This window comes from Ruegeria sp. HKCCSP346 (assembly GCF_017872595.1).
In the GTDB taxonomy this organism is placed as follows: domain Bacteria; phylum Pseudomonadota; class Alphaproteobacteria; order Rhodobacterales; family Rhodobacteraceae; genus Ruegeria.
Genome location: NZ_JAEDOT010000001.1, coordinates 1,425,348 through 1,442,602, shown reverse-complemented (window position 1 = coordinate 1,442,602; position 17,255 = coordinate 1,425,348). Strand labels below are relative to the sequence as shown.

Genomic DNA, 17,255 nt, shown 5'->3' with positions numbered 1-17,255 from the left:
GTGTTCAGGTACATTCTGCATTTTCGGGTAGTTTCCGGTCGATTGCGGGCCAAAGCGGCATGATAAGCGTCAAATCATCCACGTATCGCGACAACCAGGTCCATGACATTGGTGCCGGTTGGTCCGGTTGTCAGCAGGCCGTGCGCTTTTTCCAGGAATGATCCGCTGTCGGCTTTGTGAAGAGCGCGTTCGGCGCCATCACTCCAAGTCTTTCCTGTTATGATTCCACCCGCCGCATTTGTCGGGCCATCCGTGCCGTCGGTGCCGCCCACGATCACCGCGAGATCCGTCTGCCCCGCGATCTCTTTTGCCAAAGCAAGCGCAAGGGCTTGATTTCTGCCGCCACGTCCCGGGTGATCAGGCAAGACCACGGTCGGTTCTCCGCCAAAGATCATCACGCCCTTTTCCATTCCACGCAGCAAGGGCCCAAGACGCGCCGCGACCTGCAAATAGTCGTCGTGCAGAGCCTCATCATTGATCAAGACCCTCAGCCCCATTGTTTCCGCTGCTTTGGCAGCGGCACTGCGGGCATGCGCGTTCGAAGCAACGATCCGGGTGCTGGCGGCAAAGGAATGATTGTCGGGCAATGCTCCGATTCCCGAACCGATGACGTTCAGATCGTCTCCGGGCACATCCGATATCGCCAGAACAGTGGCGCGGTCTCCGGCGAAATGGGACAGCAGGCCGCCGCCCTTGATGCGCGACAGCTTGCGCCGCTCGGCATTCATTGCGCGGATATCCAGCCCTTTGGACAGCAGTTCGCGGTTCAACGCCTCGAGATCCGCCAGCGATGTTCCGGGAAGCAGGTCTTCGGCCAGGGATGACGCGCCGCCCGAGACCAGCAGCAGAACATGTGATCCGGGCCCCATCTGATCCATGGCCAGGCGCAGCGCCCGCCCGCCCGCCACGCTGCGGTCGTCCGGAACGGGGTGTGATGCTTCGATCACCTCGACCCCAGGCGGCAGGTCGTGGCCATGCCCGTCTTTGGTGACCACAAGCGTGGGGATGGCGCCGAAATGTTCCAGCGCAGCCCGCGCCATGGCTGCGGCGGGTTTGCCCACGGCCAGAATACGGTCTGGTTTCGGGACATCAGGCAAGGCGGCCAGGGTGGCCTTATACCCGCCGACGGCATCAACACCGGCCTGCCACAACCTGACAGCTTGCTTTTCAATATCCATCAATTCTCCACCCAGATCGTGACCGGCCCGTCATTTACAAGCTCAACCGCCATGTCCGCGCCGAACTGTCCGGTTTCCACCGCGATCCCCTGCGCGGCAAGGTGCTCTGCGAAGACCTTGTACAATTGCTCTCCCAACTCGGGCGGGGCCGCGTTTGAAAATCCGGGACGATTGCCGCTGGAGGTGTCCGCCGCCAGTGTGAACTGGCTTACCACCAAAGCAGAGCCTTCAACATCCAGAAGCGAGCGGTTCATCTTGCCGGCGTCATCCTTGAAAATCCGCAGTTTTGCGGCTTTCTCGGCCAATTTTTCTGCCTGTGCCTTGCTATCGCCCTGCATGGCGCAGACAAGAATCATGAGCCCGGGACCAGTTTTGCCGATGACGGTGCCTTCGACCGACACTTTGGCCTGTGTCACCCTTTGCAGCAATGCGCGCACTTGGTTCCTCCCCCGAAACGTTGAGCCTGCCTGAGCGACGGTTTAGCCGCGCCAGTCCACAAAGTCACCCAATGCCGCGCGTTCCGTACGGAAGCTGTTTGCAGGATGATCCATATCCGAATAGCCAAAGGAAATTGCGCACAGGATCAACCGGTCATCGGGGATCTGAAAATACTGATGCAAAAACGGGCTGTACGCCGCCAATGCCGCTTGCGGGATGGTCGCCACGCCCAAAGCCTGAGCGGCGAGCGCAAAAGCCGTGACAAAGCCGCCGCAATCCATTGCACCATAAGGTCCCAGCTCTGCCGGGCTTGAGATGATGGCACAATGTGGTGCGCCAAAAAGGGCGAAGTTCTGCATCATTTGCTGCGCCGATCCTTTACGGTCCCCCCGTTCTACGCCAACCGCGCGGTAAAGCGCCCAGCCGCACGTCCGGCGGCGGTCTTGATACACGCCGGAGTAGGAAACGGGAAAAGGAAGATCGGGGGCCGGCGTGCCGTTCCTGGCTTCGTTTGACATCGCGTCGCGGAACCTGTCGGTTTCGTCTCCGCTGGTGATGACCAATTGCCAAGGTTGCGCATTGCACCAGCTCGGCACCCGGGACGCGCTGGTCACGATCTGTTCGATGTCACCACGTGGCACCGGGTCAGGCCGAAAGGCGCGGCAGGAATGGCGCGCAGTCAGAAGCGTGTTCAGATCGGCCAGGGTCACGTCGTCTTCTCCTCCGGGGCAGCCGGCGGCAGGATGGGTGAGAAGCCGGGGATGTTCAAGGGGTTCCGCCGCACAGATTTTGGCTGCGGCCCCCGAAGGTCATTGCTGTCCGGTCGCCATGAGGTATCCGATGCCTGCCGCAACCAGCAGGCCAAGCACAACGGCGATCGTGACCTTGATTGCCGACCAGGGGCGTTCTCCCTGAACCCGGCCGGTCCGGCCGTTCACCACGAAACGATAGGTCTGACCGCGATACTTGTACGCCGCCAACCAGACCGGCAGCAGGATATGCTTGAACGTGACATCGCGCACATCGGTGTCCACTGCATGGATGCGTTGCCTGTCGCCCCCAATATCAAACCGCACGTCCCGCTCGATCACGCGGGCCATATAAGCGCGTGCCTCGGCATATCCATCTTTCAGCTCGACCGTATAGGCCTCGGCCCGAAAACCGGCGAGGTACTCTGGCTGGTAGGGTTCCAGAGCCGGGAGATCCCAAGGCTCCAGAGCATCCGTGTAAGCCTTGGGCAGGGACCTTGAGGCCAACACCAACACGTCGTCAAAAAACCGCGCCACCCGGCCGGACTTGGGCGTCCAGCGGACCTTGGGCACCTGTTGGTGCACCCGTTTGCCATCCCGCATGACGGTGCGGGTTTCATAGTAGACTATTCCGCGCTCTCCGCGATAGGCCGACTTCGTATCGGCGTCGAAGGTCCAGTACGGCACATAGATGCCCTGCATCCTGCGGCCCTTGCGGGCATAATCCTTCAACCCGTTCGGCGCGAACCACAGCCGCCCCAGCCAGTCGCTCATGGCTTTGTGGGCGGCGCGTTCGTCCAGCGCAAAAGGCAGAACGCCCTTCGGTTTGATATGCCGGTTCATCCCGGTGTCCGTCACGACCGGGGTGGCGCAGAACGGGCATTCCGAAGCATGGGTGTTGGGATCGAATTCAACCTGCGCTGCACAGTTCGGGCAGGACAGAACCCGCGTCTCTTCGATTTCGCTGTCGGGCAGGCGGTCGGCGATGGCAGCGTCGAAATCCAGCTCGCGCAGGCTGGCGCCGCCCCAGGGGCCGGCACCGATCGGTTCGGAATGGCCACAGTGATCGCAGATCAGCGTGCCGGATTTTGGATCGAACCGATAATCGGCGCCGCACTGGTCACACGGGAAACGATGTTCCGCGAAATCAGGCGATGGGGCAGGGGCATCCGTCATGCTACGCTCAGTCCTTGAGAGGGAAGTAGAGATAGTCCGCGCGGTCTTCCGCAGGCAGGACATGCGGCAGCATCGCGGCCTCGCAGGCCCCGATCGTCTTGAAGTTTTTACGCCCCTCAGCCAATGTCAGGCCGTGATTGGCCGCCGAAGGCTCGCGCAGGTTCGTGTCATATTGGATGTCCTCGTCCTCCCAGAAACAGATCGGGCAGATCAGGTACTTTCCACGTTCCGAAAGGGTGACATAGTCGCAGCAGGGGCAGACGAAATGCGGTTCGGGCCGCGTTCTGCGCCTGCCCTTTTTCGAACGCTTTCCAAGGCCGGCCATGCGGTGCCCTCATGCGCCGGGCGGGGGCGGAGGCAGAATGGTGAACAGCTGCGCCAGTTCCTGCACCTCACCCGCCTTCTTCCAGCCGTCCTGACCGGGCGTCCACACGTAGGTGTCGCGCGTGATCTCGCCCTCACTGGCCATGCGGCCCATCTTGGCCTTCGAGAACGGGCCGCTGGTCTGTCCGTCCACCGCAATGTGCCAGACATGCTCGACCGGCGGCGGAGGCGGCGGGGCCACATGTGCGGCCGGTTGCGGGGCAGCGGGCGCGGGCGCGCCCCACGGGCCTGACGACTGACCCGCTGCCATGTTCGACATCTGGTTCGCCATCGCCATGCCCATTCCCATACCAAGGCCAGCGCCCATGCCGCCGCCTCCGCCCGGGGAACTGGCTGCCGCCGTCATCGCCTCGGCCGCGGAATACTGGGTGAACTTGCCCAGATCCCCCGCCAGACCCATCGAGGTGCGCTTGTCCAGCGCCGCCTCGACCGCCGGCGGCAACGAGATGTTCTCGATGTAGAATTCCGGCATCTCCAGCCCATAGCCGTCCAGTACGGGCGAGACCTCGGCCGCGATCAGCTTGCCCAGATCGGCGGTGTTTGCAGCCATGTCCAGAACCGGGATGCCCGAGCCCGCGATCACTCGGCTGAATTCCTGCACGATGATGTTGCGGATCTGAAAGCTAATCTCGTCCATGGTGAACTCACCGTCGGTGCCCACGATCTCGACCAGGAAACGGGCCGGGTCCTTCACCCGGATCGTGTAGGTGCCATAGGCGCGGATCCGGGTGGGGCCGAATTCGGGATCGCGCAGCATGATCGGGTTCTTGGTGCCCCATTTCAGGTCGTTGAACCGGGTCGTGTTGACGAAATAGATCTCGGACTTGAACGGCGACTGGAACCCGTGATCCCAATGTTGCAGCGTCGTCATGATCGGCATGTTGTTGGTTTCAAGCATGTAGAGGCCCGGCGTGAACACGTCGGCCAGCTGGCCTTCATGCACGAATACGGCCGCCTGGCCCTCGCGCACGGTCAGCTTGGCGCCATACTTGATCTCGTGGCCCTCACGTTCGAACCGCCAGACCATCGTGTCACGGGTGTCGTCCACCCAATGAATGACATCAATGAATTCTCCGGTCAGAAAATCGAAAATTCCCATCTGGGTTCTCCTGTCATCGGGGTCAGAGCGGCTGCCCCATCAATTCATGTGCGATTATTCGTACAATGGGTCGCGCTTCATCAACGTCTATGCCGGGCTGCAACCGTGGGTCATACAACATCGTCAGCAGCTTTTCGTCGTGACTGGTCAGCAGGGCAAATTCGTCATCATCATTGAAAATCGAAGGCCGCGCTGCCGGGCTGTCATTGGACAGGCCAAGACCCTGAGCTATTTCTTCGTGAATGCAGCTTTGGCGGCCCAGATCCGTCAATTCGGCCCGGATAAGGGAAACGGCACGCACGTATCTGTGTGGTGAAGACGTCGTTGCCGATGCAATCACCAGGCAATCGAAATTGGCGCGTGGATTGGCCACCAGATTCAGCGAGTCCTGACTGATATTTGGGATCAGCTGTTTCAGGCGGGATACGATATAGGCGCTGTCGTCCTTGCCTGCAATAAAGACATGGAAATTGGCGTTGCGAGAGACGACGGAAACCGGATGATCGGTCAATCTGGCCAGTCGGGTGGCAAAGGACCGAACCTGATCCGCATCTTGCTGCCGTGCAGAAGGAAGCACGGAGGGCCCGAACTCGGTCTGTATGCGGACAGAGCCGAGCCACCGGCTGAGTTGCCCGTCGGTCTGACGCGAGCCAGCCGCGACGCTTTGCGTCGGATATTCGCTGTAGAACGCAATCGCTTCGAAATTCCGCGCCAGATCATCGGCATCATAGGGGGTGTCCGGACCGCCCCCATCGGTGCGTAAAAGCCCTCTCACCAGCAAATCCCGTTCAACCCGCTGATAAAAACGCGCCAGATCCTGACTTGCGGCTGACGGTGGCACATAGGCATTGGCTGCCACGGGTGCGGGTGTCGGGCGAGGTTGCGGAACAACAGATGACGTCAGGGTTTCATCGCAATTGGCCAGAGCCAAGAGCGACACCATCCCCAAGGTTCCTTTCAAGTAACCGAAGGCCCGCACGCCGATCCCGCCCTCAGCCGGGAACCGCCGTACCGGCATTGTCGCCGGTTCCGTCGCGGCGCGCTTTGGCGGCCGCCAAAGTGTCGCGCAGTTCCTTTTCCATCTTCTGCAACTCAGCCTCGGCTGCGGCGCGTTTGGCTTTGCCTTCGTCCGCAATGGCAAGGCTTTCGTTGATGGTGCCAATCAGGTCGGCATTGGCCTGCTTGACCGCTTCGATGTCGAACACGCCGCGCTCCATCTCTTGGCGGATCATCTTGTTCGATTCGCGCAGGTTGGCCGCATTCGAAGTCAAAAGCTCGTTCGTCAGGTCGTTGGCATCCCGCACCGCGGCGGCGGCTTCGGCGCTGCGTTGTATCGTAACCGCCTGGGCCAGCTGCGTTTCCCACAGCGGTACCGTGTTTACCAGCGTCGAGTTGATCTTGGTGACCAGCGATTTGTCGTTTTCCTGAACCAAACGGATCGACGGCAGCGACTGCATCGTGACCTGTCGTGTCAGTTTCAGGTCATGAACCCGGCGTTCTAGGTCGTCACGCGCCGCACGGATGTCACGCAGTTCCTGTGCCTTCATCACTTGCTGGTCTTCCGGAGCGGCCTGAACTTCGGCTTCCTTTTCAGGGATGTCGTGGCTGTCCAGCTCGGTCAGCTTCTCTTCGCCCGCAGCGATGTACAGCGCCAGTTCGTCATAAAAGCCCAAGGTCTTCTCATACAGCAGATCCAGAGATTTGATATCCTTGAGCAGCGTATGCTCATGCCCCAGAAGATCGTCGGTAATGCGATCGATCTGGCCCTGAACCTCTTCGTACTGCGCGGTAAATTTAGCAAAAGGCGCAGCCCTGCCCAACAGTTTCTCCCACCAGCTGCGCTCGCGCCGCACGTCGAGTTCACTGACCGAGAAACCGCGGATCGTGGTCACGATATTGCGCAGGCTATCACCGGCCGGGCCAACATCCTTGTTGCGCACATCCGCAAGCATGGCCTGGCTGATCTCCTGCAACTCGGCCTGCGCGGACGAGCCGAACGCGACAATCGAATTGGTGTTGCCCATGTCGATTTCATCCATCCGCTTGCGGATTTCGGCGCTGACGGGTTCGTCGGCTTCCTCCAACGACACGACCTCGGCCTGCGGTTCGGGCAGGGCAACTGCGGTGACTTCCTGTACCAGTGTTTCGGCCTGAACTGCCTTGTTCTTGATCTCATCGGACATGGGTATGTTCCTCGCTCAAATAATGGCCGGTCAGTCCAGCCGGACGCCTTCGCGCTGCAGTCTTTCACGCAACACGTCAATTTCGACCGTCAGATCACTGCGGTCATCCAAAAGCATTTTCCGCGTTCGCGCGGCGAAATTCTGTTCCAGATCGTCCAGCAAAGCAGAGTAATCCGCAAGCGCCTGCGCATCGCGGGTTCGGGCGTAGACATCAGCAAACTTAACGGTCGCGTCGCGTGCGCCCTGCAAGTACACGGTCAGGTACTTTCTAGCACCGGCCAGATCTCGCGGGTCTTCCTCGACCGTGCGAAACAAATCCCGCGCGGTGTTCTGAAACCGTTCGACGCGGGCTTCGACCCTGCGGTCACCAGCGCGTTTTATGGCATTCGTCATTTCCGACAAGTGTTTCTCGGCATCATCGACCACGCGGGCCACGCGGTCCTGCTGAAAAGTGTCGACCCCTTCCATGCCCTTGTTCTTCATCGGATCAAGCCCGAATGAGACAGAATGCAGAACGGTCGCTGCAACACCAAACAGCACGGGGGCCAACAAACTGACCTGCGCTGCCGCTTCAGCGTCCAGAAACTCGGACCTGTAAGACGCAAGGCCAGCGCCAAGGCCGGTGAGAACACTGGCAAATATCTTCCGCGGAAAAGCAGGACGTCGGGCGGTTTTGCGGGCATTGTACGCGGCCTCAGCTCTCAGACCTTCTCGCAGCAAAAATGCGGCCGCCGTCAGAAAACCAGCGGCGACCAGCCCCAGTGTCATGCCAATCGCGCCGTCGTTTAGGGACAGAAACACCAATGGAATGGCGGGTAGAAACAGAATATTCGCACGTGCGCCAGCGGGCTCGACCCGTGCGCCGTCAAACTGACCCCTCGGCAGTGGGGTGTTTTCCGATTCATCCCCCTGTGGGCTGTATTTGCCGCCGAACCGCTTTGCCATGGCTTACAGACCTCCGAGCAAACCAGTGCAGACGCCAAACAACAGCACCAACAGCACAGCGTAGGCCAGTTTTTGCACTCCGCTTCCGGACATCACGCCCCCCAAATAGCAGCTTTCACTGAAAATTTAGGGTATGCGCGGGCTTAGCGCTAGGGGGAAGGTTGCCGAACCCACATCACTTACGGGGATTCTTGCCGATCAGAGGCCGTTTTCTTTTGGGCCGTGACGGGCGTTTGGGCGCGTTGCCGGGTTTGTCTTCGGCGTCCAGACCCAGCTGGTCCCGCATGACCCGGCGACGGACTTCTTCGACCTCGCCCTGTTTCAACGTCCCAAGCTGGAAGGGGCCGTAGGACACGCGCAACAGACGATTCACGGTAAAGCCGATATCTTCCATCGCGCGGCGGATTTCGCGGTTCTTGCCTTCGCGCAAGCCGATCGTCAGCCATGCATTTGCGCCCTGCTGGCGATCCAGTGTGACGGTCATTGGCTGGAACCGTTCTCCCTCGATCACCAGCCCCTTGCGCAGCGGTTCGAAATCCTCGTCCTTCGGGCGACCGTTCACCCGCACGCGGTACTTCCGCAACCACCCGGTCGAGGGCAGTTCCAGCTTGCGCTTGATGCCGCCATCGTTGGTCAACAGCAGCAATCCTTCGGAATTCAGGTCCAACCGACCAACGCTCATCACTCGTGGCATGTCGTCAGGCAGCTTGTCGAATATTGTATCTCGTCCTTTTTCGTCGCGGGTCGTCGTCACCAACCCGGCGGGCTTGTGATACAGCCACAGACGCGACGGTTCCGGTTCCGAGACCGGCTTGCCGTCGACTGCGATCTTGTCTTTCGCGGTCACGTTCAGGGCGGGGCTGTCGATGGTCTTGCCATTCACTGCCACGCGGCCTGCTTCTATCATGCGTTCAGCCTCGCGCCGGGATGCTACGCCAGCGCGGGCCAGGACTTTGGCGATCCGATCGCCGGGGGGTGGGGTCTTGTTCATGTCAGGGCCATACCGCATCCCGGGCGCTTGCGAAAGGCGGGTTTCTGCGGCAGTCAGGGGGCATGGTGTTCAAATCGCATATGCAACAGGCCCTGGCCGAGGCGCGCGCAGCCGCTGACCGCGGCGAGGTGCCCGTGGGGGCCGTTGTCGTCGGACCGGACGGAACGGTCGTGGCCGCGGCCGGGAACCGGACGCGCGAGTTGAATGACCCCACGGCCCATGCGGAAATCTTGGCCTTGCGTGCCGCCTGTGCGCAGGCGGGCTCTGAACGGCTGCCGGATCATGATCTCTACGTCACGTTGGAGCCTTGCGCGATGTGCGCCGCGGCCTTGGCGGCCGCGCGCATCCGGCGGATCTATTACGGTGCGGCAGACCCCAAATCCGGGGGCGTGGCGCATGGCGCGCGCGTGTTTTCGCATGCACAGGCGCATCACGTGCCCGAAGTCTATGACGGAATTGCAGGCGAAGAGGCCGCCGCGCTTTTGAAGGCCTTCTTCGAAGCGCGCCGCCAGGACAAGCCGGGCTGACGCGCTGCGCTGTCGTCAGACGGTGATGGCTTTCATGATGTCAGGTTCGATCACGTCGACCCCGGGCAACCCGTCGATCAATGCCTGTGCGGATTGTTCCAGAATAGGGAACGTCTTGTAGTGACATGGGATGACCGTCTTGAAGTCAAAGTACCGTTTCGCGGCATAAGCGGTGGCTTTCATATCCATGGTGAAATGCCCGCCAGCCGAAAGGATGCCGATATCGGGTTTGTAGTAATCCCCCATCCATTCCATGTCGGCCATGATGTCGGTATCGCCCGAGACGTAGAGCATACGCCCCTCGGCCGCGATCATGAAGCCGACCTCACTGCCACCAGTGCGCAGACCGTCCGGTGTTGAAAAAGTCGAGCTGTGAGAGGCCGGTACCATTGTCACCATGACGCCGTTCAGGTCGACGGTGCCGCCTTTGTTGAAACCGATGGTCTCAATGCCTTCCGCTTCGCTCCAGTATCCCATCAGGTCATACTGTCCGACAACGGGGATTTTCAGGTGCTTTGCCAGAGGAAGTACATCGGCCACGTGGTCAAAATGCGTATGGGTCAAAAGAATGTGGGTCGCCCCTTCCAGCACGGCATCATGCCGATCTTCGGGCAAGACCGGGTTGCCGGTCAGCCACGGGTCGATCAACAGAACCTGCCCCTGAGTTTCTATGCGAAAACTGCCATGGCCCAGCCAGATAATGTTCATTCCGGAATTCCTCTCAAGTCTTGTCTTGGCAGCAGCCTAGCATCGGCTATGTAAATTTCCATGGACTGGATTCGAGAAATTGATGGCTATTGCGAACGCGTGTCGCCGGAGTATTGGGCCGAGCCGATCAACGCGATCACAAATGCGGCTTTTCTGATTTCCGCATGGGTCATGTGGCAGCGCGTGCGCGATCAGGACATGCCGCTGGCCAATGGTCTGGTCGTGATTTTGGCCATGATCGGGGTTGGAAGCTATCTGTTTCACACCCATGCCCGGGTTTGGGCGGCTTTGGCGGATGTGGCGCCGATCCTGCTGTTCATATTGGTCTATATATTTGCGGTGAACCGCGACATCTGTCGCATGTCGTCCGGAATGGCGATCTGCGGTACGCTTCTGTTTCTTCCCTTTGCGGCACTTGTTGCGCCTTTGTTCCAGCTTGTGCCGGGGTTTGGCGGGTCGGCGGTTTACGCGCCGGTTCCTTTGTTGATCCTGATCTATGCGTTCCTGCTGCGGGGCCAAGACATGATCCTGGCCAAAGGGATGACAATCGGGGCCTTGATCCTGATTCTGTCGATCACGTTCCGGGCGCTGGATTTGCCATTTTGCGGGCAATGGCCGGTGGGGACGCATTTCATGTGGCATATCCTGAATGCCATCATGCTGGGATGGATGATCGAGGTGTATCGCGCAGCTCTTGTCAGGGGCCGTTTTAGCAAAGGCCCGGCGCCTTGAGGCGCGGAAGGATCGCGTGTGTCTTCCGAGCCTCATGGCAAGAAGCCAACGAAACCGCCCCGGTCCGATTCTAGTTCTGAAAGGCTGCGGCCAGATGGTCGGGCAGATCAAATTCGCTCAACACCCGAGCGCGGCCTTCGGGCGACATCTTGCGGGCCGTTTTTTCAACGATGCTCTGGATTTTCTCGGCCGAGTGTTTTGCGGCAAAGGGCTGGAAATACCATTTCAGAAACACAAAGCAGATCACGTCTTCCAACGCCTGCACTTCCGCGTCGCGCTTGATGCCTTGTTTGCGCAACATGCGCCCTGCGGCCTCGATCTGTTCTGAATCGTAACCTTCGCGGGCCATCAACCCCATGACCACGTCGGAATGGTGTTCGCCCTGCGCCTTGCGCCATGACAGATATCCAACCCGGCCTTCGGGGTATTCACTGCGGGCAAGTTTCCAACGTTCCACATGCTGCCCGCGCGCGGCGATTTGAAGGGCGTCGGAAGCATCCGGAAACAGGCGGCCCAGCTCGGCACTCATGCGTTCGCCATACAACAGTGCCGCGGGGCGGCCCTCGTCTTGGTTGGGGTCATTTGCATTGGCTGCGTCGATTGCGTCCAGAACCGCTTGTTTTTGCGCGCTCATCATCTGCTCCACTGGCTTGCCTGAACTACGAAACCTCGGCGCAGTTCTGTTCTGTATTCGACGTCATGCTAGCGGCTTGCTCAGGGATGTGCATCCTCGAAAATGCAAAACAGCCGGGTCAGAGAGGGGATATCTGACCCGGCTTGGACCTGCGCGTTACTTGGCAGGTTTAACCTGATCCTGCGTGACCGGTTCCGCGATAGGGGACGGGAAGGTCAACGTGCGTGTCAGGTTGCTTGTGTCGATACCCAAAGCCATGGCCGGTGCGGCCAAAATCGTGGCGGACAAGACTGCGGCTGTTATCAGGGGTTTCATGTTTTTCTCCGGTTTGCGTTATGTCGCATAAATAAAATGAACAGTACAGTACAGTTTTCAAGATCGATAATGAACTATTCGGTTTACTTTATTGCATACCAGTCATTCAGTTTTGAATAGCCTCATAAGAGGGGGGGGATTCCAAACTCGGACCTGCCCAAGGCACCCCGGTCTTGCGACTGCCGCTGCAGACGGGTAAACGCCCCCTAACGTAGATGAGGGAAGCCGATGTCGATTGACCAAAGCACCGCCGCCAAAGTGGCCAAACTGGCCCGGATCAAGGTCGAGGATGACGCGCTGCCGGCGCTGGCATCCGAGTTCAACACCATCCTTGGGTTCATCGAACAGCTGAACGAAGTGGATGTGGAAGGTGTCGAGCCGATGGTTTCGGTCACACCCATGCGCCTCAAGCGTCGTCAGGACGAAGTCACCGATGGCAATCAGCAGGACAAGATTCTGGCCAACGCCCCCGACGCCCGCGAAGGGTTCTTCGCAGTCCCCAAAGTGGTGGAGTAAGACATGAGCGATCTGAACAAATTGGGCCTGGCCGAGGCCCGCGACGCGTTGCGAGCCGGCGACGTCACCTCTGTTGAGCTGACAGAAGCCTGCTTGAAAGCCATTGATGAAGCAGATGCGCTGAACGCATTCGTCCACAAGACGCCCGAGATCGCGATGGAGCGCGCCAAGGCTGCGGATGAACGGATCAAGGGCGGGGACGCTCCGTCAATGTGTGGCCTGCCGATCGGCATCAAGGACCTGTTCTGCACCAAGGGCGTGCCGTCACAAGCCGCGTCGGGCATTCTTGAAGGCTTCAAGCCGGAATACGAATCCACCGTGTCACAGCAACTGGCCGACGCAGGCGCAGTCATGCTGGGCAAGCTGAACATGGACGAATTCGCCATGGGCTCGTCCAACGAAACATCGGTCTATGGCAACGCGGTCAGCCCGTGGCGTCGTGGCAACGATGATGCGCAGCTGACACCGGGCGGTTCGTCGGGCGGGTCCGCGGCCGCTGTGGCCGCCGACCTGTGCCTTGCGGCAACGGGCACTGATACCGGCGGTTCCATCCGCCAGCCCGCGGCTTTTGTCGGGATCACCGGCATCAAGCCGACCTATGGCCGATGCTCGCGCTGGGGCATTGTGGCGTTTGCGTCCTCGCTGGATCAGGCCGGTCCGATGACCAAGAACGTCCGCGACGCCGCGATCATGCTGGAAACCATGTGCGGCCATGACGCCAAGGATTCGACCAGTGCGGACCTGGCCGTCCCGAATTTCGAAGCGATGTTGACTGGCGACATCAAGGGCAAGAAGATCGGTATCCCCAAGGAATACCGCATGGACGGAATGCCCACCGAGATCGAAAAGCTCTGGGCCGATGGTGCCGCGATGCTGAAGGATGCGGGGGCCGAGATTGTCGATATCTCGCTGCCGCACACCAAGTATGCGCTGCCTGCCTACTATGTGATCGCCCCGGCCGAGGCGTCTTCGAACCTCGCCCGCTATGACGGTGTCCGCTATGGGCATCGTGCACAGATGGCGCAGGGTGATGGCATCACCGAGATGTACGAAAAAACCCGCGCCGAGGGCTTTGGCCACGAAGTGCAGCGCCGGGTCATGGTTGGCACCTATGTTCTGTCGGCTGGTTTCTATGACGCCTATTACAACCGTGCCCGCAAGGTGCGCACGCTGATCAAGAAAGACTTCGAAGACGTGTTCGCGGCCGGTGTCGACGCCATCCTGACCCCGGCAACCCCATCGGCGGCCTTCGGTTTGGGCGAAATGACCGAAGCAGATCCTGTTCAAATGTATTTGAACGATGTCTTCACCGTGACCGTGAACCTGGCCGGACTGCCCGGTGTCTCGGTCCCCGCAGGGCTGGACACACAAGGTCTTCCGCTGGGATTGCAGCTGATCGGACGTCCCTGGGAAGAAGGCGACCTGCTCAATACCGCCTATGCGCTGGAAAACGCGGCCGGTTTTGTGGCCAAGCCCGGGAAATGGTGGTAAGCCTCGGGCAACTGAAGCACTAGACACGGAGCCAAACTATGCGCGTTTTGCTTTTGGTCCCCGCTCTTGCACTGGCAGCGGCGTGCACGGATGTCGCACCGCTGACCAGCACGGGTTTCAACACGCCTGAATACCAGGCGCAGCGCGAGGCTCAATTGGCAGGTCAGGGTGCGGCCGGCAACCCTCTGCTGGCCCCGGTCGAAGTTTCACAACAACCGCTGGGCGCCCCTGGTACGGCGCCTGTTGCCACGGGTGAAAACGCGGATATCGCCAACCAGACCGCGGCGGCATTGGCCAGCACATCTGGCCAAAACCCAGCCGCGGTTACGGCGGTTCCCGTGGCGAACACTGGCGCGATTTCCGATGAACAGGACTTTGCCGCCGTGTCCGAACGCCGCAGCATCGAATCCGACGCCGCCCGGATCGAGCTGAACCGCCAGACGTATGAACTCGTGGCCCCGACGGCAGTGCCCGAGCGCACGGCGAGCGGCCAGACAAACATTGTGCAATATGCGCTGAGCACGTCCAATCCGGTAGGTGTGCAACTCTACAGCCGCTCGGGCTTCAACCTTCAGGCCAAGGCTCAGAGGAACTGCGCGCAATTCCCATCCCCTGATCAGGCTCAGATCGAGTTTCTGTCCAATGGCGGCCCCCAGCGCGACCGCAAAGGTCTGGACCCGGATGGGGATGGTTATGCGTGTGGCTGGGACCCGAGCCCGTTCCGCAGTGCCGTCAGCAACTGACCCCCTGAACCCGATCTGGCATCCGTCACCCAATTTTGGTGAACGCCGAGATGGTCTGACACCATCCTTGATCGTGATCCATTACACGGCGATGGACAGCGCGCAGGCGGCTCTGGATCGTCTGTGCGACCCAAAGGCCGAGGTCTCGGCCCATTACCTGATCGGCAATGATGGCACGCTGTGGCAGATGGTACGCGAAGAAGACCGGGCCTGGCACGCGGGTGCCGGAGAATGGCACGGTCAGGCCGACATCAACTCTCGTTCCATAGGCATCGAGCTGGACAACGCCGGCAAGCATCCGTTCCCTGAACCCCAGATGCACCAGCTGGAACAGCTGTTGCGCCAGATAATGCACCGTTGGGCCATCTTGCCAAACGGTGTTATCGGCCATTCGGACATGGCGCCCGGGCGCAAATTTGACCCCGGTCCGCGATTTGACTGGTTGCGGCTCGAGCGCAACCTGCTGGCCGCGCCCCGCGGATATGCCGCTGGTCCGCTAACTGCATCAAAGGGCCAGTTCCGAAGCCTGGCTCGGGCCGCCGGTTTCAGCGCTGATGCAGACGATGATACGCTGTTGCATGCCGTCCGCCTTCGATACCGCCCATGGGGCAGGGGGCCTTTGCAGCAAGCCGACCTCGCTCTGTTGATCCCGCACTCCTGATCCGCCCTTCATCTGGCTGAAAATATCCCGGGGTTGAATTGGTCGCAGGCCAAAAAGGGGCTGGCCCCTTCTCTGAACCATCAACCCTTGACGCCGCCGACCGCAGAGCCTACCCAACCCACGCGCGGAGGGCCGGATGGCCGCTGGGGTCGCAAGGCCCGAGAGGAAAGTCCGGACTCCACAAGACAACGGTGCCGGGTAACGCCCGGGCGGGGCAACCCGACGGAAAGCGCCACAGAAATCAGACCGCCCGGAACCTAGGTTCAGGGTAAGGGTGAAACGGTGGGGTAAGAGCCCACCGCGCCTCTGGCAACAGGGGCGGCACGGCAAGCCCCACCGGGAGCAATGCCAAATAGGGTCCCCGCGCGGGCCGGTCGGCGCAAGCCGATACCGCCGCTAAGCGCGTCTTGGCCGAGAGGGACCGGGTTGGCAGCTTGAGCCGCGCAGCAATGCACGGCCTAGAGGAATGGTCATCGAAGGGGGCAACCCCGGAACAAGATCCGGCTTACAGGCCCTCCGCGCGTATTCCATTACCCACCGGGCGGTGTGTACGCCCCTGTGAGCTTCGCGGCCTTCTCTGCGACCGAAACGAACTCATCTGCTGTCCAGGCACGTACCGTTTCTATGTTGGTCACTGCACCCGACGCGGCGACAGCCATGCCAACGGCCACGGCGTCTGTCCCATCTGGGGCTTCGCTGATCACAACCACGTCGTTGCTGCCGGTTGTCATGTAGAAGGACAGCAGCCTGCCACCTACTTTTTCCAGCAAGGCTTTTACTGGGCCGGTGCGGTTCTCGGGTTTCTGCAACATGCCTTTGACACCGGCTTGCGAGTAAGATGCGTAAGTAATGAAAATGGGCATTGATACCTCCTGTTACATCAAATCGTTTTTGGGTCTTCAAGTCAGCCGACCCCGGGGCCGTTCAAAATCAGGTGCCAGAAAACAACAGTGCCGTGATGAACCAAAGGCCAGCGCCGATCAGCGCAAAACCTGTCACCGGCACAAGCCACCGGGCCCCGGGCAGAAGCTTTTCCAGCGCGACGTACGCGGCAATTCCGACAATCCAGTAGAGGTTCATGATCCCTCCGACGAAAAGCAGCAGCATCAGTGCCCAGCAGCATCCCAGACAATACGTGCCGTGCAGGATACCGGTGCGGAATGCACCGAATGTTCCGGGCCGGTTGTGATCGGCCAGAAAACGTGCGGGGCTCTGACAGTGGCGCAGGCATGCGTTTTTCAAAGCTGAAAACTGATAGGCGCCAGCCGCCAGCAGGATGCTTCCTGCGAAGACACCCGAACTAATCGTCATCATCGGCCCGTCGGACAACCCGATTTGTTCCAACCCCCATTGCAATGCGGTTGCAATCAGGCTGAACGCCCCCCAGGCCACCAGATAGCCGGATAAAAACCACAGGCTGAACGCAACCGTCCGGTGCTTTTCAGGCCCTGTCCGCTTGACCGCGATGAACAGAAGAACGGCAGGCGCAGCGCTTGGGGTCATCATGGCGATCATCATGACCCACCACATCAGAAAAATCAGCAAGGCATAGCTTGCGCTCCACGCTGCTGCCGGGCCCATTTGCATCGGGTCTCCGACAGGGCCGGCCATCCGGGTCATCTCGACCGCGGACATGTTCATCCCGACGCCAGCTATCGTGTACCAGGTTGCACCGAGGATGATCAAAAGAACGCTTCCCAGAACAATCGCGCTGTCCTGTCTCAGCAACCACTCAACCGTCCCGCCCCGGGGCGATGCGTTCTGTTTGGTCATGGGTATTCTCTG

The 17,255-nt window shown here is 60.3% G+C and carries 21 protein-coding genes and 1 other RNA gene; 7 read left to right on the top strand and 15 right to left on the bottom strand.

Annotated features, from left to right (window positions below; all coding sequences use genetic code 11):
• Positions 1 to 74 precede the first annotated feature (74 nt).
• From I9185_RS07245 to I9185_RS07200, 10 genes are all read right to left on the bottom strand, one after another.
• The gene (locus tag I9185_RS07245) at positions 75 to 1,178 is read right to left on the bottom strand and encodes a DUF4147 domain-containing protein (protein ID WP_210092670.1); all 1,104 of its coding nucleotides are present in this window, start codon (positions 1,176 to 1,178) and stop codon (positions 75 to 77) included.
• The gene (gene dtd, locus I9185_RS07240) at positions 1,178 to 1,615 is read right to left on the bottom strand and encodes a D-aminoacyl-tRNA deacylase (RefSeq protein WP_209832422.1); all 438 of its coding nucleotides are present in this window, start codon (positions 1,613 to 1,615) and stop codon (positions 1,178 to 1,180) included. The genes I9185_RS07245 and dtd overlap by 1 nt, the downstream gene beginning before the upstream one ends.
• 42 nt (positions 1,616 to 1,657) lie before the next feature.
• Entirely contained in the window at positions 1,658 to 2,326 is a 669-nt protein-coding gene (locus I9185_RS07235) for a nitroreductase (protein WP_171630793.1), read from the bottom strand.
• A 99-nt stretch (positions 2,327 to 2,425) separates the two neighbouring features.
• Positions 2,426 to 3,541: a TFIIB-type zinc finger domain-containing protein gene (locus tag I9185_RS07230; protein WP_210092669.1), complete on the bottom strand. Its 1,116-nt coding sequence runs from the start codon at positions 3,539 to 3,541 to the stop codon at positions 2,426 to 2,428.
• A 7-nt stretch (positions 3,542 to 3,548) separates the two neighbouring features.
• Complete coding sequence (locus I9185_RS07225; protein WP_210092668.1) at positions 3,549 to 3,866, bottom strand: CPCC family cysteine-rich protein; 318 nt, start codon at positions 3,864 to 3,866, stop codon at positions 3,549 to 3,551.
• A 9-nt stretch (positions 3,867 to 3,875) separates the two neighbouring features.
• Positions 3,876 to 5,024: an SPFH domain-containing protein gene (locus I9185_RS07220; RefSeq protein WP_171630798.1), complete on the bottom strand. Its 1,149-nt coding sequence runs from the start codon at positions 5,022 to 5,024 to the stop codon at positions 3,876 to 3,878.
• Between the two features lie 22 nt (positions 5,025 to 5,046).
• A complete protein-coding gene (locus I9185_RS07215) occupies positions 5,047 to 5,967 on the bottom strand; it encodes a DUF2927 domain-containing protein (protein WP_171630800.1) in 921 nt (306 codons plus the stop codon).
• Positions 5,968 to 6,016: 49 nt separating this feature from the next.
• Complete coding sequence (locus tag I9185_RS07210) at positions 6,017 to 7,207, bottom strand: toxic anion resistance protein (RefSeq protein WP_171630802.1); 1,191 nt, start codon at positions 7,205 to 7,207, stop codon at positions 6,017 to 6,019.
• A gap of 30 nt (positions 7,208 to 7,237) precedes the next feature.
• Positions 7,238 to 8,152, bottom strand: a complete 915-nt coding sequence (locus tag I9185_RS07205; RefSeq protein WP_171630804.1) for a 5-bromo-4-chloroindolyl phosphate hydrolysis family protein — start codon at positions 8,150 to 8,152, stop codon at positions 7,238 to 7,240.
• A 175-nt stretch (positions 8,153 to 8,327) separates the two neighbouring features.
• Positions 8,328 to 9,143, bottom strand: coding sequence for a pseudouridine synthase (locus I9185_RS07200; protein ID WP_171630806.1), 816 nt, complete (start codon positions 9,141 to 9,143; stop codon positions 8,328 to 8,330).
• Positions 9,144 to 9,205: 62 nt separating this feature from the next.
• Between I9185_RS07200 and I9185_RS07195 the strand changes: the two genes are divergently transcribed.
• Positions 9,206 to 9,670, top strand: a complete 465-nt coding sequence (locus I9185_RS07195; protein WP_171630808.1) for a nucleoside deaminase — start codon at positions 9,206 to 9,208, stop codon at positions 9,668 to 9,670.
• 15 nt (positions 9,671 to 9,685) lie between these two features.
• Here the strand turns inward: I9185_RS07195 and I9185_RS07190 are convergent, their stop codons facing one another.
• On the bottom strand, positions 9,686 to 10,378 hold the full coding sequence (locus I9185_RS07190) for a metal-dependent hydrolase (RefSeq protein ID WP_210092667.1): 693 nt from the start codon (positions 10,376 to 10,378) through the stop codon (positions 9,686 to 9,688).
• 60 nt (positions 10,379 to 10,438) lie between these two features.
• On the opposite strand from I9185_RS07190, the gene I9185_RS07185 reads away from it, so the two are divergent.
• A complete protein-coding gene (locus I9185_RS07185) occupies positions 10,439 to 11,110 on the top strand; it encodes a ceramidase domain-containing protein (RefSeq protein ID WP_210092666.1) in 672 nt (223 codons plus the stop codon).
• A 70-nt stretch (positions 11,111 to 11,180) separates the two neighbouring features.
• On the opposite strand, the gene I9185_RS07180 is transcribed toward I9185_RS07185, so the two are convergent.
• Positions 11,181 to 11,744, bottom strand: a complete 564-nt coding sequence (locus tag I9185_RS07180; RefSeq protein ID WP_171630815.1) for a DUF4202 domain-containing protein — start codon at positions 11,742 to 11,744, stop codon at positions 11,181 to 11,183.
• A 156-nt stretch (positions 11,745 to 11,900) separates the two neighbouring features.
• Entirely contained in the window at positions 11,901 to 12,059 is a 159-nt protein-coding gene (locus I9185_RS07175) for a hypothetical protein (RefSeq protein ID WP_170343617.1), read from the bottom strand.
• Positions 12,060 to 12,287: 228 nt separating this feature from the next.
• On the opposite strand from I9185_RS07175, the gene gatC reads away from it, so the two are divergent.
• The 5 genes from gatC to rnpB all read left to right on the top strand — a co-directional run bounded on the left by gatC (position 12,288) and on the right by rnpB (position 15,994).
• Positions 12,288 to 12,575 (top strand): Asp-tRNA(Asn)/Glu-tRNA(Gln) amidotransferase subunit GatC, encoded by a 288-nt coding sequence (gatC, locus tag I9185_RS07170; protein ID WP_117868236.1) that lies wholly within the window; start codon positions 12,288 to 12,290, stop codon positions 12,573 to 12,575.
• A gap of 3 nt (positions 12,576 to 12,578) precedes the next feature.
• On the top strand, positions 12,579 to 14,066 hold the full coding sequence (gatA, locus tag I9185_RS07165) for an Asp-tRNA(Asn)/Glu-tRNA(Gln) amidotransferase subunit GatA (protein WP_171630817.1): 1,488 nt from the start codon (positions 12,579 to 12,581) through the stop codon (positions 14,064 to 14,066).
• Between the two features lie 38 nt (positions 14,067 to 14,104).
• Entirely contained in the window at positions 14,105 to 14,809 is a 705-nt protein-coding gene (locus tag I9185_RS07160) for a hypothetical protein (RefSeq protein WP_210092665.1), read from the top strand.
• Positions 14,760 to 15,470: an N-acetylmuramoyl-L-alanine amidase gene (locus tag I9185_RS07155; RefSeq protein WP_245223424.1), complete on the top strand. Its 711-nt coding sequence runs from the start codon at positions 14,760 to 14,762 to the stop codon at positions 15,468 to 15,470. The genes I9185_RS07160 and I9185_RS07155 overlap by 50 nt, the downstream gene beginning before the upstream one ends.
• Before the next feature lie 124 nt (positions 15,471 to 15,594).
• Positions 15,595 to 15,994: RNase P RNA component class A (rnpB, locus tag I9185_RS07150), an RNA gene on the top strand.
• Positions 15,995 to 16,000: 6 nt separating this feature from the next.
• Here rnpB and I9185_RS07145 read toward each other — a convergent pair.
• Both I9185_RS07145 and I9185_RS07140 read right to left on the bottom strand, forming a co-directional pair.
• The gene (locus tag I9185_RS07145; RefSeq protein ID WP_171722862.1) at positions 16,001 to 16,333 is read right to left on the bottom strand and encodes a GYD domain-containing protein; all 333 of its coding nucleotides are present in this window, start codon (positions 16,331 to 16,333) and stop codon (positions 16,001 to 16,003) included.
• A gap of 67 nt (positions 16,334 to 16,400) precedes the next feature.
• Positions 16,401 to 17,243: a DUF2182 domain-containing protein gene (locus I9185_RS07140; protein WP_210092664.1), complete on the bottom strand. Its 843-nt coding sequence runs from the start codon at positions 17,241 to 17,243 to the stop codon at positions 16,401 to 16,403.
• Positions 17,244 to 17,255: the final 12 nt, after the last annotated feature.

Bases quoted from the DNA above. Each gene is read 5' to 3' on its own strand.
- gatA (WP_171630817.1), top strand. From the start codon at position 12,579: ATGAGCGATCTGAACAAATTGGGCCTGGCCGAGGCCCGCGACGCGTTG.
- I9185_RS07140 (WP_210092664.1), bottom strand. From the start codon at position 17,243: ATGACCAAACAGAACGCATCGCCCCGGGGCGGGACGGTTGAGTGGTTG.
- I9185_RS07230 (WP_210092669.1), bottom strand. From the start codon at position 3,541: ATGACGGATGCCCCTGCCCCATCGCCTGATTTCGCGGAACATCGTTTC.
- I9185_RS07220 (WP_171630798.1), bottom strand. From the start codon at position 5,024: ATGGGAATTTTCGATTTTCTGACCGGAGAATTCATTGATGTCATTCAT.
- I9185_RS07160 (WP_210092665.1), top strand. From the start codon at position 14,105: ATGCGCGTTTTGCTTTTGGTCCCCGCTCTTGCACTGGCAGCGGCGTGC.
- I9185_RS07195 (WP_171630808.1), top strand. From the start codon at position 9,206: ATGGTGTTCAAATCGCATATGCAACAGGCCCTGGCCGAGGCGCGCGCA.
- I9185_RS07245 (WP_210092670.1), bottom strand. From the start codon at position 1,178: ATGGATATTGAAAAGCAAGCTGTCAGGTTGTGGCAGGCCGGTGTTGAT.
- gatC (WP_117868236.1), top strand. From the start codon at position 12,288: ATGTCGATTGACCAAAGCACCGCCGCCAAAGTGGCCAAACTGGCCCGG.
- I9185_RS07205 (WP_171630804.1), bottom strand. From the start codon at position 8,152: ATGGCAAAGCGGTTCGGCGGCAAATACAGCCCACAGGGGGATGAATCG.
- I9185_RS07175 (WP_170343617.1), bottom strand. From the start codon at position 12,059: ATGAAACCCCTGATAACAGCCGCAGTCTTGTCCGCCACGATTTTGGCC.
- I9185_RS07210 (WP_171630802.1), bottom strand. From the start codon at position 7,207: ATGTCCGATGAGATCAAGAACAAGGCAGTTCAGGCCGAAACACTGGTA.
- I9185_RS07200 (WP_171630806.1), bottom strand. From the start codon at position 9,143: ATGAACAAGACCCCACCCCCCGGCGATCGGATCGCCAAAGTCCTGGCC.
- I9185_RS07215 (WP_171630800.1), bottom strand. From the start codon at position 5,967: ATGGTGTCGCTCTTGGCTCTGGCCAATTGCGATGAAACCCTGACGTCA.
- I9185_RS07155 (WP_245223424.1), top strand. From the start codon at position 14,760: ATGCGTGTGGCTGGGACCCGAGCCCGTTCCGCAGTGCCGTCAGCAACT.
- I9185_RS07185 (WP_210092666.1), top strand. From the start codon at position 10,439: ATGGACTGGATTCGAGAAATTGATGGCTATTGCGAACGCGTGTCGCCG.
- I9185_RS07225 (WP_210092668.1), bottom strand. From the start codon at position 3,866: ATGGCCGGCCTTGGAAAGCGTTCGAAAAAGGGCAGGCGCAGAACGCGG.
- I9185_RS07190 (WP_210092667.1), bottom strand. From the start codon at position 10,378: ATGAACATTATCTGGCTGGGCCATGGCAGTTTTCGCATAGAAACTCAG.
- I9185_RS07180 (WP_171630815.1), bottom strand. From the start codon at position 11,744: ATGAGCGCGCAAAAACAAGCGGTTCTGGACGCAATCGACGCAGCCAAT.
- I9185_RS07145 (WP_171722862.1), bottom strand. From the start codon at position 16,333: ATGCCCATTTTCATTACTTACGCATCTTACTCGCAAGCCGGTGTCAAA.